A 14314-nucleotide genomic window follows, 5' to 3' on the forward strand; every position below is an offset into this window, starting at 1 on the left:
GCGGTTGCGATTAGCGCTGGCTGCTTAGCACATCGTCCAAGAGATGCCCGCCACGGGTTGCCTTAGCGTTTAGGTAGCGCTGATTGTGATCGGTAACGCTGCCGTAGAGCGCTTGGCGCGACACCACTTCGATGCCGCCTTGGCGCAGGGCGTCCATTTTCAGCGGATTATTGGTCAGCAGTTGCACCTGGTCGATTTTAAGGGCGCTGAGCATGTCCACCGCGACGCTATACTGGCGCTCATCATCGCCGAAACCCAGCACTTGATCAGCATCGACCGTATCCAGCCCACCGTCTTGCAACGTATAGGCACGCAGCTTGTTAGCTAAACCAATGCCACGCCCTTCTTGAGCCAAATAGAGCAGCACACCGCCCCCCATGGCCTGAATATCCTTTACGGCATTGCGCAGCTGTTCACCGCAGTCACAGCGCAGGCTAGCGAAGAGATCTCCCGTTAAGCAGGCCGAATGCATACGCAGCGGCACCGCTGCTTCCCACTCTTCCGGCTTGCCAATGACCACGGCCACATGCTCGCGCAGGCCGTCGGGCTCACGAAAGAGCACGAAGCGGCTGTCGGCCGCTTCTTCCAACGGAATATGCGCTTCGCTCACCCGCTTAAGCATGCCCGGCACACCGGACAAGCACTGCTGAGCATCCTTGGCATTAACGGCTAACAGCCGCCCTTCGGCAAGCTGCTGCTCAATATCCGCGGCGGCTTTTTCACTCACAAACGCGCAGAGTGCTGCGGGTATGAGCAGGGCGCGACGCATGAGCGTCACCGCACCTACTTCCGCTAGCGCCGCTGGCTTTAAGCCCTTTAATCGCTCGCTGCCCGCTGACGGCTGATCTTCTGAGGTGGCTAAACGATGCAGTTCACCAGCGCCAATGTTCGCTGCTAGCGGTAAGCTTGCCGCCTCAGCGGTGACCGCCACACCGATAGCCGCTAAGCGGTGGCGAGTAAGCACTAGTGAAGGGGGGCTACCGGCCAGCTGCGCAAGGGCATCTATCGACTCGCTGCCTTCCAGCGCCTGCACTAATAAACGCTGTTTGCCGGCATTAATCACCACGGGAAAACCACGACGAATATCGAAAATAGCGCGTTCAATCTGATACATGTTGGCCTCCTGGCTTCCTGGCGTGGGAGTTGTTATAGCTTGCGCTGGGCGCTGCTTGCTGCGAAGTGCTGACTCGAAGTGCTTGCTCTTAACCAAGCAGCGCCCGCATGATTAAGCGGACTTTTCATTACGGAGACGTCATGCCCGACCCCAACGTCAACACGGACGCTACCTCGCCAACCATCCATCAAGATAGCCGTATTGAGGCGGCTGATGCCTGGGAGTGGCTGCTGGCGCTGCGCTACTGTCGCGCCTGCTCGGTGATGATTAAGCTCACGCCTAGCGGCGAATGGGCAACGTCTCTGGCCGTTAGCGCTGACGCCCGCGAGCTGCTGGACTGCCTGGCGCCGCTGGCCAGCCAATCTCAATGGGTTGTCGCTCAGTTGGGCCAAAGCCTTGATGGCCGCATCGCAACGGAAAGCGGTCATTCGCACTATATCAACGGCCACGAAAGCTTGGTGCATCTGCATCGGCTGCGCGCCATGGTCGACGCCGTGGTGATCGGTGCGGGCACTGCCTGTGCCGACAACCCGCAGTTGACCGTGCGCCACGTTAGCGGCGAGCACCCGGCCCGCGTCGTGCTGGACCCTCGCGGGCGGGTACCCAGCAGCCTGGCCCTGATGCAAACAGATACCGCACCGACGCTGCATATTGTGGGGCCGGAGGTATCGGCGACGACGTCTCATTCCCACGTTGAGCGCTGCGTGCTGCCGCTGAACGCTAGCAGCCAGTTCAACCCTCAAGATGTCATTGCACTGCTGGCCGAGAGAGGCTTGCATCGCGTGCTGGTGGAAGGTGGCGGCATTACCGTTTCTCAGTTCATCGAAGCGCACGCCGTTGACCGTTTGCATCTGCTCATCGCCCCGCTGCTGATTGGCTCCGGCAGGCCGGGGCTGAAAATGACACCCATCGACACGCTTGATAAAGCGCTGCGTCCGCCCACGCGAACCTTCCGCTGCGGTGAGGACACCTTGTTCGATATGCTGCTTCGGAAGGCTGCCCCCTGAGGGCGACGCCTTTTCACGACGGCTCAGCGCAACCCAGATACCCGGCAAACTGGCCAGCAGCACTAACACACCGTAAGCCAGCGATACCGCCACGCCCTGGGCTGCTGGCAAGCCCACCAGCGCCCAAACACCGGCCGCGGCACCTTCACGTAGCCCCCAGCCCGCGACCGAGAAAGGGATCACCATCGCTAAGAGTAATACCGGCGTGAGCGCGAGCAGCTGCAACACGGGTAGCTCAACGCCAATCGCCCAGGCTGCGCAGACCATCACTAAGCCATAGCTCAAGACAATCATCAGTGACGAGAGCAGTTGCCGAGGCCACACGCCGCGTTGCAATAAGCCACGCTTAATATCGCGTGCTAAGGCTTGGCTCCAGTCTGGCAGCCGCCCAGACCAGGCGCTAAAGCGATGGCGCAGCAACAGCCCGCCGACGATCGCTAAGGCTGGCCCTATCACTATGCTGAGGCCAACCACCGTGATCACGGGCATACCCAAGGCGGCATGCCAAAGCGGCGAAAACAGCAGCGCCGTTAGCGTTAATAGCACTAACGCTAGCTGGCCCGACGCACGTTCAATAATCACCGCCCGCCAGGCCTTGCCCCGGGACTGTGCTTGGCGGGCATGACGATGAGCGCGGCCTGCATCGCCTAGCACTCCTCCTGGCAACAGCTGATTGACTAACAGTGCGAGATAATACTCGCGCAGCGCATAGCCGAATCTCAGCGGCACGTTAATTAGCCCCGCGGTGAACTGCCAACGCCAAGCGCTGAGCATGATCTGTAGCGTACTGATAACAAACGCCAGGACTACCCAGCCGACAGAGAAACGCTGCACCTCATCAACGATCGCCCTAGGGTCAACCCACAGTGCGACTGCTCCCAGCAGGGCGACGCTGACAACGCCATGGTGAAGCCATGGGCTGCCTAACATCGCGTGCAGCTGCGTGCGGACTCTCGGCGCCTGGGCCATTGGCTTACGCCTCTTCCTGGGGCATGGCGAACAGATCACGATGCCCCACCCAGATACCTAATTCACCGCCAGCAACCGCCTGCTGACGATGCTGCAACCAGGCGGCAATACGTGCCGATGATTCAGGCACTTGTTCTGTTACGGCCAGCGCCCAGCCTTCCAACAGCGCCGACATCAACGGCAGCTGCTCGCGATTGCCAGCGCTTAGATGCCAAGGCGTTTCAGCTTGCTCAATGCGGTACTGCGCCTTTTCTAAGGCGGCGACTAACGCGTCATGGGCCTGGCCACCCAGCGCGGCACCTAGTCCTTTATCGCGCTGCTGGTGAGCCATAAACATCGCCAGCATCCAGTGATCTTCATCGTCTACTACCGGGGCGTCGAGGACATCCGTAAAGTACCACTCGCCGGTCACGCTTAAGGCAATCAATAGGGCCTGATGCTGATGAGCACAGCGAGTGACCAGTTCATCAATCCACTGCTGTGAAACCAAATCAAGCAGCGCTGACGCGGTCACTAGGTGTGAGTCGTTGATCGGCACATCGCTCAGCGGCTCAAGCGATACGCAGTGTGTTTCAACCGTTACGGGCAACCCCTGACAATCGCTAAACTCCACCACTCGCTGCTGGGCCTGCTCTAACAGCCCAGCGTCATGATCGATTAATTTCCAGCGCTGGTAGCTGCCCAGATGCGGGGCAAGAAAGCGCATATTGCTGCCTCGGCCGCAGCCAAGATCCGCTATGCGGGGTGATGCTGCACGCGCACTGAGCCACTCAGACGCCTGCATGGCCAGCGGTTGGCTGCGCGAGGCAATGTCAGCCTCTTCGCGCAGCGTCAACCAGTCTGCTGCAAACTGGCTGCCGGCACTAAAACCAAGCGGAGCCCTCGGCGTGGTTAACGCAGCAGCAAAGTCAGCGCCTGCCGCCTGCCAGTCATTAAGGCTATGGCGTGCTTGCGCAGCGCCTTGACGAAGCTGATGACGTAAATCGGGGTCACCGCAAAATCGATTAAGGGCATCTTGCAGCGCCTCGCTATCACCCGGCGGAACGCTCAAACCCGCCCCCGGCGGCAGCGTATCGCGCAGCGCACCACCGGTAGTGGTAATCACCGGCAGGCCGTGGGCCAGCGCCTCAGTAATCACCATGCCGTACCCTTCATACCAAGACGGCAACACGAGGGCGTGGGCACGCTGGTATGCTGCTTCAAGCGTTTCATCATCGCACTCACCGTGCAAGATTACTCGACCGGTAAGCTGATGTTGCTCGATAAGCTGCTGAACGCGCTGGGCAAACCCTGCGTCACGCGCACCGCCATAGCAGTCGCACTGCCAGTTATCCCCCGCTACGTCTGCCAACGCCTGAACTAAAATGTCCTGCCCTTTGCGGGGCGTTACCGTCGCCACACACAGCAGCCTCAGCGGCTCGCCTGGCTCGTCGGCGCGACTTACCGGCGCTTGAGCGACTCCCGGCTCAACGACCGAAATAGCGGCATTGAGCGGCATGGCGTAGTTCGTTGCCAGTTCCAGCACACGCCGAGCGGTAAAATGACTAGTGACGATAATGCGTGCCACGCCTGCAAGGGCCGCAAGTTCACTGCGATGAAAGCGCTGCTGATCCGCTTCGCTCAGACCCAGCTCATCACCTAACGGATGATGCAGCAGAGAGGTAATATCCAAGCGCTGCCCGTGTAGAGCGATCACCTCTGGCAATGCCCCCATGGCCAGCCCATCAATCACCACCGACGCCCCTTGTGGCAACGACTCAAGCGCTTGGGTGAGCTGCTGTGTTGCCTCGCTATCGGGATCAGGAAACGCACCAGAAAGGCCGATCACGTCGATCTCCCAGCCCTGCTCACGCAAGGCTGCGACGGTGTGCGCATCGTAAAGATAGCCACCGGTGCGTTGCGCAGGGTCGCCAGCAACGATTAACGTGAAATGCCGACTCATAGCGCGCCTTCGAAGCTTGCCCAGGCCACATGAGACTCGTGGAGTTTGATTTCCATATGCGTAATACCACGGGCCGTCTGGCCCATTTCCCCCTCGCCAATCGCGCCGGCGAGCTTGTCAAAAATCGCCTTGGCCATAAATTCCGTGGTGGTGTTTTTGCCTGAGAACTCGGCTTCTTCGTCCAAATTGCGAAAGTTGTAGCCCGCAAGCACCTCTTTTACCGTTTCACTCGCCAGGCCAATATCGATCACGAGGCCATCTTCATCTAGCTCAGGGCGTTGAAAAACCACATCCACGACATAGGTCGCCCCATGCGTACGCTGGGCAGGGCCAAAAATCTCGCCTTTAAAGCTATGCGCAATCATAAAATGGTCACGGACGCATAAACGGTACATAGAGACTCCTTGTCATCAATAATTAGTTCTGAAATGTAGCTATGAAAAAATAGTTATAAAAAACAGCTATAAAAAAAGTTACGAATAGCGTAATCGGTGGCACAGCGCGGTGCTTCCTGACCCCAATAGATGCGGTGCAAGCGCGGGGAAATCGTGAAAGTCGCTTTCACCACTCACTAAAATGTCCAGCCGATCGTCGTCCAGCAAATTTAGCGCTAACGCTAAGCGGCGGCGATAGTCCCAGCGGGAAAGCAGTTTCGTAGGCAGTTGGCCGACTTGGCTAGCGCGAAGCGTCAAGCGCTGGGAATGAAAGGCGCCGCCCAAAGGCAATGTCACGTCATCTTCGCCGAACCAGCTCATCTCAATGAGTCGGCCCGCGTTACCCAGTAGGTCAAGCCCCTGACGCAGCCCGTCAGGGTGCCCGCTGGCGTGAATAACGCAGTCTTGATTGTGAGGGGCCTGGTCGGGAGTACTAAACGCCACCCCTAGGTGGGCGGCAACGGTCTCGCGCTCAGGGTTAATATCGATTAGGTGTACATTCACCCCGGGAATTTGGATGCACAAATACGCCACTAAAGCGCCTACTACGCCCGCGCCGATGACGCACACCTGCTCGCCCAGCATGGGCTCTGCGTCCCACACGCCGTTAATCGCCGTTTCCATATTGGCAGTCAGCACCGCGCGTTGAGCAGGCACATTTGCAGGAATGGCAACGACCGCCGAGGCGGGCACCACATAGTGATCTTGATGTGGAAACAGACAAAAAACGGATTTATTCAGTAGTTCATCAGGGCCATGCTCGACACGCCCAACGCTGCAGTAGCCGTATTTTACCGGGCCAGGAAACGTCCCTTTTTGAAAAGGAGCCTGCATGCGCGCAAACTCGCTCGCCGGTACGCGGCCATTGAATACCAACGATTCGGTACCCCGGCTAACCCCACTGTACAAGGTGCGTATAAGCACTTCATCTTGCCCAGGGGGCTTGAGTATTTCACGCCGCATCTCGCCTTGCTGGGGGTTGGTCACCCAAAAGGCAGTGGCGTAGTCAGGCGCCAGCATAGCCATTCCTTTTCGTTGCGAGCTCAACCAACCCGAGCCCATGCTCATTCCATTGAATGCTACGTTTTATCGCTAGGCTGCGAACTAGCTAGTCTGCGAACTAACAACGTCTTGCACCATAAGCCCGTTAGCGTTGTCACATAGCCAGTGGCCACCTTCAGAATAGTGTTCAATGGCTCACCTAATTCAGCGTAGCGCTTGGAAAGAAAATATTCGATTAACAATTTTTAAACACTTGATACTATCACTGCCTTCAACGTTAAGTTGCTCTATGTACAACCCTACCTTCTTCTACAAGAATGGTACATATAAAAATAGTTGCATCACTTACTTTAACTGCGGACAGCGACGCCGCTTCGTGAGCCAACATGCCGCTTTTCTCAAACGCGTCTTCCTGCACTCCGCACAAGTCGCTTTATACCGCTTTTGAACTGCTTTTAGGCAGTCTGATATTAATCATCCTTGGCAATGCTTTGCCGTTACTTATGCTGGGCTCCAGCAACTGGTGGGTGGCCGGTGGTTTCTACGCGTTTATTTCTATACTGATTCTAATTTTCTGGCCCCACGGGGCGCTCGGATGGGCAAATCGCGTCACGCTGATACGCGCGGTGCTGGTGGCCATAGTGGCTGCTGGCTTGCTCGCAGGCGCTTTTAAAGACGCTATTTGGCAGTGGCTGTTGATTGCGGTAATAGCGTTGCTGCTTGACGGCGTGGACGGTTGGATCGCGCGATACACGTACAGCCACTCAACCTTTGGCGCGCGCTTTGACATGGAGCTAGACGCCCTGCTGATTATGCTGCTATGCATCGGGCTGTGGGAGTTTGAATCGCTGGGCGCCTGGGTATTGCTCATTGGCGGCATGCGCTATCTGTTTGTGATGGCGGGCTGGCGATTCAAGTGGCTAACCGCCCCTCTGTTTGCCAGCTTTCGCCGCAAAGCAGTATGCGTATGGCAAGTGGCGGCGCTACTCCTAGCACTGACGCCGCTCAACTCGCCGCTAATGGCTAATTTACTAGCGCTCAGCGCGTTAGTTTCGTTAGCTTATTCATTCGGGGTCGATGTACGTTGGCTCTACGCAAGATCTAAACCCTAAGCAGAGCTAATCGGCCAGCCGATTCTGAAGCGCATTTAACGCGTTAGTATCGGCCTCTAGCTCGCGGGTTGCGTCTTCTAGCTTGGCACGTCTTGTTTCAATATCGCCGGCATCGCCTTCACTGAGAGCCTCTTCAAGATCAGCCTGACGCTCTTGAACCTCCTCCTGGCTTTCCCGCACGTCCTTTGCAGCATCGTCTAGCACGCCTTCGTTGGTGCATTGGGCTTCTATAGCGTCTAACGCACGCTGCAAACCGTCAATACGATGTTGATTACCATGCTCACGGGCGTATTCAAGCTGTTCTTGAACGTCAGCTGTCTTGTCCTCACACAACATGTCCGTGGCATGTGCCAACGGCATGGTGACAACGCCTGCCATCATGATGAACCCGAGCATGGTTAATGATTGCTTTTGCATAGCTCTCTCCTGCCTGTTTTACGAATTTTCCTGGCTAATCATTTTACAGCACTGCCTTACGGCGCAAATGCGATATAGTTATCACAAAATACAATTTATTGCATAAAAGAAATATTCTATATTCTTTATAAGAATATAGAATCTCTTCAAAGCAAAATCTCTTCAAAGCATTGGACACCGCTCGCTATGAACATTCAGCAGTTACGCATCGTACGCGAGACCGTGCGTCAACACTTTAATCTGACAGAAGCCTCCAACGCGCTGTTCACGTCACAGTCTGGGGCCAGCAAGCATATCCGTGATTTAGAACAAGAGCTGGGCGTTGAGCTATTCGAACGGCGCGGCAAGCGTATTCTAGGGCTGACCGTGGCGGGCAGTACGCTAATTGATTGTATTGAGCGTATTTTGTTGGATGTCGAAAACCTCAAACGCTCGGCGCATCAGCTTACCCATGAGGATCAAGGCAGCCTGGCCATTGCGACGACGCATACCCAGGCCCGCTACGCCCTGCCACCGATTATCGCCCGTTTTAAAAAAATCTTTCCCAACGTGCACTTGGAGCTGCATCAGTGCAGCCCGGAGGAAATTGTCTCGTTATTAAAAGCGGGCAAGGTCGATATCGGCATTGCCACGGAAGCGCTTAACGAGGAAGGGCAGCTATTTGCCTGCTTCCCCTTCTACCATTGGTATCACGGCGTAGTAGTGCCTCAAGAACACCCGCTTAATGATGGATTACCACTGACGCTTGAACGCATTACCGAGCATCCTATTGTGACGTACCACGAAGGGTATACGGGTCGAAAGCGAATCGATACCGCGTTTTCGACAGCCGATGTCTACCCTGACATTGTGCTAACCGCGCTTGATGCGGATGTCATCAAAACTTACGTTGAGCTAGGCATGGGCGTTGGTTTGATCGCATCGATGGCTTATCACGAGCAGCGCGACCAGGGCTTAAAACTGCTGGATGCCAGCAGCTTATTTCCACGCAACACCACCTATCTTGCGCTGAGGCGCGGCCACTTTTTACGCGGCTATGCCTATCAGTTTTTGAAGCTTTGCCGTGAAAACTTAGACGAAGAGACCGTCCAGAAGGTGCTAGCGGGCCGTCAGGATTAATCCTTCTCTTAATCACAAAAAAACATAAGCAATCCATTTTTTATTCGTTAATTAGCATATAGAACCCCGTTAGGCTGCTCCCATCACATCAATAAACGATCGTTCAAGATCCGACTCTGGAGCAGCCTAACTATGCGAACTATCTCTTCATCAACTAGCTCTTCTTCCAGTATTTGGCAACTCTCCAAACTCACAGGCGCCGTTCTGCTGGCCGGCGCCGTGCTGGCGGTTACCTTTAGCACCACCGCCCAGGCTCAAAGTGAAAGCGTTGAGCTTCTCAACGTCTCTTACGACCCCACCCGTGAGTTCTATCGCGAATACAACGAACTGTTTGACGAATTTTGGCAAGCTGAGCACGGCCAATCTGTGACCGTTCGCCAGTCTCATGGTGGCTCAGGCTCGCAAGGCCGCGCCATCATCGACGGTATTGATGCAGATGTGGCGACACTGGCACTCGCTTACGATATTGACGCAATTCATGAACGTGCTGACTTAATTCCGCAAGACTGGCAGTCGCGCCTTCCTAATAACAGCTCTCCTTACACGTCCACCATCGTTCTACTGGTGAGAGAAGGTAACCCTAAAAACATTCAGGATTGGGATGACTTAGCCCAAGAAGGCATTGACGTCATTACGCCCAACCCGAAAACATCAGGCGGAGCACGCTGGAACTTCCTGGCGCTGTGGGGCTACGGCTTAGAGCAGTTCGATGGTGATGAACAGCAGACCTATGATTTCGTGCGCCAGGTATATGAAAACGTGCCGGTGCTCGACTCAGGTGCCCGCGGCGCGACCAACACCTTTGTCCAGCGCCGCATTGGCGATGTGTTTATCGCTTGGGAAAACGAAGCATTCTTGTCAGTGGAGCAGCTAGGACAGGGTGAGTACGAAATCATTGTGCCGTCTCAGAGCATTCTTGCTGAGCCACCCGTGACCGTGCTGGATGCCAACGTTGATCGTAAGGGCACCCGCGAAGTAGCAGAAGCTTATTTAGAACATCTCTATACCGATGAAGCCCAGCACTTAGCAGCGAAACACTACTACCGGCCAAGCAATCAGGAAATCTTGGCTGAATATAGTGATGAGTTTCCAGCACTCGATCTTTTTACCATCGATGAGGTCTTCGGCGGCTGGCAAGAAGCCCAGCAGCGCTTCTTCAATGATGGCGGTGTATTTGACGACATTCTCGAAGCGATCAACACCCAGTAAATCGCGTGTAACCAACCTGCCAGGGGGCTATCGCCTCCCGGTATTTTAACGAGAAGCCACTATGTCGATCACCCCTGCCAAGCGTCGCGTCATCCCAGGGTTTGGTCTCACCATGGGGTTCACCCTGCTGTATATGGGGTTGGTGTTTCTGATCCCGGTGGGCGCCTTTTTGCTCTATACCACCACCATGAGCTGGGACACATTTTGGAGTGCGGTCACTCAGCGTCAGGTCGTCGCTTCCTACAAACTGTCTTTTGGCGGTTCCTTAATTGCCGCAACGATCAACTTGGTGTTTGGGGCATTGGTTGCCTGGGTATTGGTGCGTTACCGGTTTCCTGGTAAGCGTTTGGTCGATGCGCTGGTTGATCTACCGTTTGCCCTGCCAACGGCGGTAGCCGGTATCGCCTTAGTAACGCTCTACGCGAGCACCGGCTGGGTGGGGCAATACTTGGATGTGTTTGGCATTCGCATCGCCTACACACAGCTGGGCGTGGTGATTGCCCTTACTTATATCGGTTTACCGTTTGTGGTGCGTACCGTACAACCGGTATTGGAAGACTTAGAAGCCGAGCTGGAAGAAGCCTCCGCAAGCCTGGGTGCTGACCGCCTCACCACCATACGTCGGGTTATTTTCCCCGCGCTATTCCCCGCCCTGCTCACCGGCTACGCACTGGCCTTCGCACGGGCGTTGGGCGAGTACGGCTCGGTGGTCTTTATCTCTGGCAATCTGCCATTTCGTACCGAAATTACCCCGCTATTGATCGTCGCCAAAGCTGAACAATACGACTATCACGGCGCAGCCGCTATCGGCACGGTCATGCTTGTCGCTGCATTTTTAATGCTGCTGGTCATTAACGGCCTGCAGTGGTGGGCCAGTCGGCGCCATGGATAACAGGAGTACGCCGTGACAACGTCATCAACGGTCATTGAGACCCATGACACTATCGCTAAACGCTGGCGACGCGCGACCGAAGAGCCCGCTTGGCTGCGAATCATCCTCATCACCATCGCCTTAATCTTCCTGGGTCTTTTTTTAGTGCTGCCGTTAACGGTCGTGCTTTACGGTGCCTTTGAACAAGGTATTGGCGTCTGGTACGACGCGGTAAGCGACCCTGATGCGCTATCAGCGATTCGCTTAACGTTTCTCATCGTGGCCATTGTTGTACCGCTCAATACGCTGTTCGGCGTGGCGGCCGCTTGGTCTATCGCCAAGTTTGAGTTTCGCGGCAAGTCGATTTTAATTTCGCTCATCGACATGCCCTTTGCGATATCTCCCGTGGTGGTGGGCCTAATCTTCGTCATTTTGTTCGGCTCACAGGGTTGGCTTGGGCCTTGGCTCTCGGCTCACGATATGCGGATTATTTTCGCCATTCCTGGCATCGTCATCGTGATCGCTTTTGGCACTCTGCCGTTTGTTGCACGCGAGCTTATCCCGCTTATGCAGCAGCAGGGTAAAGAGGAAGAAGAGGCTTCTTTAACGCTGGGCGCCAACGGCTGGAAAACGTTCTGGTACGTCACGCTGCCCAATATCAAATGGGGGCTGATTTACGGCGTCATTCTGTGTAATGCCCGCGCAATGGGCGAGTTTGGCGCGGTGGCCGTTGTGTCTGGCCGCATTCGTGGTGAAACCAACACCATGCCGCTGCATATCGAAGTGCTTTACAACGAATACATGTTCACCGCCGCCTTTGCCGTCTCTTCGCTATTGACAGGCCTAGCGCTGGTCACCATCGCGATTAAAAGCGCCGTTGAGTGGAACGAAGAGCGCCGTCAGCGCATTGCCGCCGCATGACCCCCTTTAGCTCTTCACAGAGATAAGAGAGAGCCTTCATGAGCATCGAAATTGATCACGTTAACAAACACTTTCGCGACTTTGTGGCGGTAGATAATGTCAGCCTCACTTTCCGTGATGGCGAACTGACTGCCCTACTCGGCCCTTCTGGTTCGGGCAAAACCACTCTGCTGCGGATCATTGCCGGCCTTGAGCAACCCGATACCGGACGCATCCGCTTTCACGGCGAAGATACCACTGACCTGCACGTCAGTGAACGCGGCGTTGGCTTTGTATTTCAGCACTATGCGCTGTTCAAACATATGACCGTGTTTCAAAACGTGGCTTACGGACTCACCGTTCGGCCACGCAAAACCCGCCCCAGTAAAACCGAGATTAAGCAAAAGGTCATGCGGCTACTAGAGCTAGTGCAGCTGGACTGGACCGCACATCGTTATCCGCACCAGCTTTCTGGTGGCCAGCGCCAGCGCATAGCGTTGGCTCGCGCGCTGGCGGTCGAACCTAAAGTGCTGCTGCTGGATGAGCCTTTCGGCGCGCTGGATGCCAAGGTACGCGCAGAGCTTCGCCGCTGGCTACGCAGGCTCCACGACGATATCCACGTTACCAGCGTTTTCGTCACTCACGACCAGGAAGAGGCGTTGGAAGTCTCTGATCGCGTCGTCGTCATGAATAAAGGCCGCGTTGAGCAAGATGGCTCGCCAGAGGAGGTCTATGACCACCCTGCCAATCCTTTCGTTTACCAGTTTTTAGGTAACGTGAACCTGTTTCATGCACGGGTTCATGACGGCGTTGCACGCATTGGCGATGTGCAGCTGCCGGCACCGGAATTTGCAGGCTATAAGAATGAGCTAGGCCAGGCCTACGTGCGACCCCATGAAATCGAAGTGTTTGCTGGGCGTGAGCATGCTGATGCTTTGCATGCCAAAATCGAGCTGGTCTCGGTTGTCGGTCCCACCGTTCGGCTTGAACTGCGTACCAATAACAGCGAAGCGCTGATCCACGCTGAACTCACCAAGCACCGCTTTCGCGCGTTAGGACTAGCCCAAAATGGAGATGCTTGGATTCGCCCGATGTACAGCCGTATTTTCTTGCCTGATGAACGTGTTTCAAACGGTTAAGCATTTAATGGGCAGATTTCGTCGCTGGTGCGAGCGCCACCAGCGACCAGCCCCCATGGCACCAAACAAATCAAAACTCCCCCCCTGGCTTGGGCCTCGTGACATTATGGATTGGATCGATGGGCCTTGAGTAGAAATAAACGATACAGTTCACGGGATACTTCTCAACGTTTAGGTACTTATCAGCGGCTAAAACTATCATTCAATGTCTATTGTCCAATTACGCTTAGCATTACAGAGTGGTGTGGTTATACTCTCTGTCAGAACAGATCTGTTAGTAATAATCGATTATATTAAGTCATGCCATCATGAGAGCTTCCCTGCTCTCACTAACCACTGATTTAAAAAGCATGTGCACCGTGGAGCGACTCAAGAGCTTCCACCTTTAACGTGCTCAACAAACCATGCGTGCGCTCCCTCGGACGAGGAAGTGGTACGTTAATCGTATGCAGTATCGTACCTGGATGACTTCCCATCACTAATACCCGATCCGCCAGATACAGCGACTCATCGATATCGTGGGTAACCAGCAAGATAGCAATGCTATGGGAGTCGGCAATCGAAAGTAGCAAATCCTGCAACCGCATCCTCGTAAATGCATCCACCGCGCTAAACGGCTCATCCAGTAGCAGTACATCTGGCCGCGAATATAATCCTCTCGCAATCGCAACACGCTGAGCCATTCCACCGGATAACTGCTTTGGCAGCGCTCTCTCCCACCCTACCAACCCCACCTCAGAGAGCAGTTCATGCGCTCGTCCGATATCAGCCCGCTTACCATCAGAAAAGCTGACATTTTCCTCCACTGTAAGCCACGGCATCAGGCGAGGCTCTTGGAAAATAAAGGCGACCCGACGCATGCTCTGTTGCTGACGTGCGTGCTCAAGAAGTCTTACCCGACCGACAAAATCGCGATCCAGGCCCGATGCGATTCTTAGCAATGTGCTTTTCCCGCAGCCGCTGGGGCCTAGCAACGCAACAACTTCCCGGGGCTTAATCCCCACATGAACATGATCAAGGATTAGCGTATCGCCAAAGCGCTTCTCATGAACATCAAGTCTCAATACATCTGTCATTAT

The 14314-nt window shown here is 55.2% G+C and carries 13 protein-coding genes and 1 pseudogene; 7 read left to right on the forward strand and 7 right to left on the reverse strand.

Annotation, left to right across the window (positions count from 1 at the left end; all coding sequences use genetic code 11):
- Positions 1–10: 10 nt before the first annotated feature.
- On the reverse strand, positions 11–1114 hold the full coding sequence (locus tag ACT3RP_RS01585) for a GTP cyclohydrolase II (protein WP_096281575.1): 1104 nt from the start codon (positions 1112–1114) through the stop codon (positions 11–13).
- A 263-nt stretch (positions 1115–1377) separates the two neighbouring features.
- On the opposite strand from ACT3RP_RS01585, the gene ACT3RP_RS01590 reads away from it, so the two are divergent.
- On the forward strand, positions 1378–2121 hold the full coding sequence (locus tag ACT3RP_RS01590; protein ID WP_444647228.1) for a RibD family protein: 744 nt from the start codon (positions 1378–1380) through the stop codon (positions 2119–2121).
- 105 nt (positions 2122–2226) lie between these two features.
- Here ACT3RP_RS01590 and ACT3RP_RS01595 read toward each other — a convergent pair.
- From ACT3RP_RS01595 to ACT3RP_RS01610, 4 genes and pseudogenes are all read right to left on the reverse strand, one after another.
- Positions 2227–3090, reverse strand: a pseudogene (locus tag ACT3RP_RS01595) (lysylphosphatidylglycerol synthase transmembrane domain-containing protein); the annotation flags it as partial.
- A gap of 4 nt (positions 3091–3094) precedes the next feature.
- Positions 3095–5032 carry a glycosyltransferase gene (locus tag ACT3RP_RS01600; RefSeq protein ID WP_483393095.1) on the reverse strand — a complete coding sequence of 646 codons (1938 nt, stop codon included), beginning with the start codon at positions 5030–5032 and terminating at the stop codon, positions 3095–3097.
- The gene (locus ACT3RP_RS01605; protein ID WP_441686892.1) at positions 5029–5427 is read right to left on the reverse strand and encodes a 6-pyruvoyl trahydropterin synthase family protein; all 399 of its coding nucleotides are present in this window, start codon (positions 5425–5427) and stop codon (positions 5029–5031) included. Before ACT3RP_RS01605 ends, ACT3RP_RS01600 begins: the two co-directional genes overlap by 4 nt.
- Positions 5428–5505: 78 nt before the next feature.
- Positions 5506–6486 carry a zinc-dependent alcohol dehydrogenase gene (locus ACT3RP_RS01610; protein WP_483393096.1) on the reverse strand — a complete coding sequence of 327 codons (981 nt, stop codon included), beginning with the start codon at positions 6484–6486 and terminating at the stop codon, positions 5506–5508.
- A gap of 368 nt (positions 6487–6854) precedes the next feature.
- Between ACT3RP_RS01610 and ACT3RP_RS01615 the strand changes: the two genes are divergently transcribed.
- Entirely contained in the window at positions 6855–7580 is a 726-nt protein-coding gene (locus tag ACT3RP_RS01615; RefSeq protein WP_483393097.1) for a CDP-alcohol phosphatidyltransferase family protein, read from the forward strand.
- Between the two features lie 6 nt (positions 7581–7586).
- Here ACT3RP_RS01615 and ACT3RP_RS01620 read toward each other — a convergent pair whose 3' ends face one another.
- The gene (locus ACT3RP_RS01620) at positions 7587–7997 is read right to left on the reverse strand and encodes a DUF1090 domain-containing protein (protein ID WP_096281586.1); all 411 of its coding nucleotides are present in this window, start codon (positions 7995–7997) and stop codon (positions 7587–7589) included.
- Between the two features lie 186 nt (positions 7998–8183).
- Between ACT3RP_RS01620 and ACT3RP_RS01625 the strand changes: the two genes are divergently transcribed.
- The 5 genes from ACT3RP_RS01625 (at position 8184) to ACT3RP_RS01645 (ending at position 13235) form a co-directional block, all read left to right on the forward strand.
- Positions 8184–9116, forward strand: a complete 933-nt coding sequence (locus ACT3RP_RS01625) for a CysB family HTH-type transcriptional regulator (RefSeq protein WP_441686889.1) — start codon at positions 8184–8186, stop codon at positions 9114–9116.
- A 132-nt stretch (positions 9117–9248) separates the two neighbouring features.
- Positions 9249–10325 (forward strand): sulfate ABC transporter substrate-binding protein, encoded by a 1077-nt coding sequence (locus ACT3RP_RS01630; protein ID WP_444624625.1) that lies wholly within the window; start codon positions 9249–9251, stop codon positions 10323–10325.
- Between the two features lie 61 nt (positions 10326–10386).
- Positions 10387–11217, forward strand: coding sequence for a sulfate ABC transporter permease subunit CysT (cysT, locus tag ACT3RP_RS01635; RefSeq protein ID WP_096281592.1), 831 nt, complete (start codon positions 10387–10389; stop codon positions 11215–11217).
- Between the two features lie 12 nt (positions 11218–11229).
- Positions 11230–12117, forward strand: a complete 888-nt coding sequence (gene cysW, locus ACT3RP_RS01640) for a sulfate ABC transporter permease subunit CysW (protein WP_441686884.1) — start codon at positions 11230–11232, stop codon at positions 12115–12117.
- Between the two features lie 38 nt (positions 12118–12155).
- On the forward strand, positions 12156–13235 hold the full coding sequence (locus ACT3RP_RS01645) for a sulfate/molybdate ABC transporter ATP-binding protein (protein WP_441686883.1): 1080 nt from the start codon (positions 12156–12158) through the stop codon (positions 13233–13235).
- 341 nt (positions 13236–13576) lie between these two features.
- Here ACT3RP_RS01645 and ACT3RP_RS01650 read toward each other — a convergent pair whose 3' ends face one another.
- Positions 13577–14311 carry an ABC transporter ATP-binding protein gene (locus ACT3RP_RS01650; RefSeq protein WP_441686882.1) on the reverse strand — a complete coding sequence of 245 codons (735 nt, stop codon included), beginning with the start codon at positions 14309–14311 and terminating at the stop codon, positions 13577–13579.
- Positions 14312–14314: the final 3 nt, after the last annotated feature.

The organism is Halomonas sp. AOP5-B2-8, from assembly GCF_052376475.1.
Taxonomy (GTDB): domain Bacteria; phylum Pseudomonadota; class Gammaproteobacteria; order Pseudomonadales; family Halomonadaceae; genus Vreelandella; species Vreelandella casei.

Excerpts from the sequence above, each read along its gene's own strand:
- ACT3RP_RS01610 (WP_483393096.1), bottom strand. The coding sequence starts at position 6,486 with ATGCTGGCGCCTGACTACGCCACTGCCTTTTGGGTGACCAACCCCCAG.
- ACT3RP_RS01645 (WP_441686883.1), top strand. The coding sequence starts at position 12,156 with ATGAGCATCGAAATTGATCACGTTAACAAACACTTTCGCGACTTTGTG.
- ACT3RP_RS01590 (WP_444647228.1), top strand. The coding sequence starts at position 1,378 with ATGATTAAGCTCACGCCTAGCGGCGAATGGGCAACGTCTCTGGCCGTT.
- ACT3RP_RS01650 (WP_441686882.1), bottom strand. The coding sequence starts at position 14,311 with ATGACAGATGTATTGAGACTTGATGTTCATGAGAAGCGCTTTGGCGAT.
- ACT3RP_RS01625 (WP_441686889.1), top strand. The coding sequence starts at position 8,184 with ATGAACATTCAGCAGTTACGCATCGTACGCGAGACCGTGCGTCAACAC.
- ACT3RP_RS01615 (WP_483393097.1), top strand. The coding sequence starts at position 6,855 with ATGCCGCTTTTCTCAAACGCGTCTTCCTGCACTCCGCACAAGTCGCTT.
- cysT (WP_096281592.1), top strand. The coding sequence starts at position 10,387 with ATGTCGATCACCCCTGCCAAGCGTCGCGTCATCCCAGGGTTTGGTCTC.
- ACT3RP_RS01600 (WP_483393095.1), bottom strand. The coding sequence starts at position 5,032 with ATGAGTCGGCATTTCACGTTAATCGTTGCTGGCGACCCTGCGCAACGC.
- ACT3RP_RS01630 (WP_444624625.1), top strand. The coding sequence starts at position 9,249 with ATGCGAACTATCTCTTCATCAACTAGCTCTTCTTCCAGTATTTGGCAA.
- ACT3RP_RS01620 (WP_096281586.1), bottom strand. The coding sequence starts at position 7,997 with ATGCAAAAGCAATCATTAACCATGCTCGGGTTCATCATGATGGCAGGC.
- ACT3RP_RS01605 (WP_441686892.1), bottom strand. The coding sequence starts at position 5,427 with ATGTACCGTTTATGCGTCCGTGACCATTTTATGATTGCGCATAGCTTT.
- ACT3RP_RS01585 (WP_096281575.1), bottom strand. The coding sequence starts at position 1,114 with ATGTATCAGATTGAACGCGCTATTTTCGATATTCGTCGTGGTTTTCCC.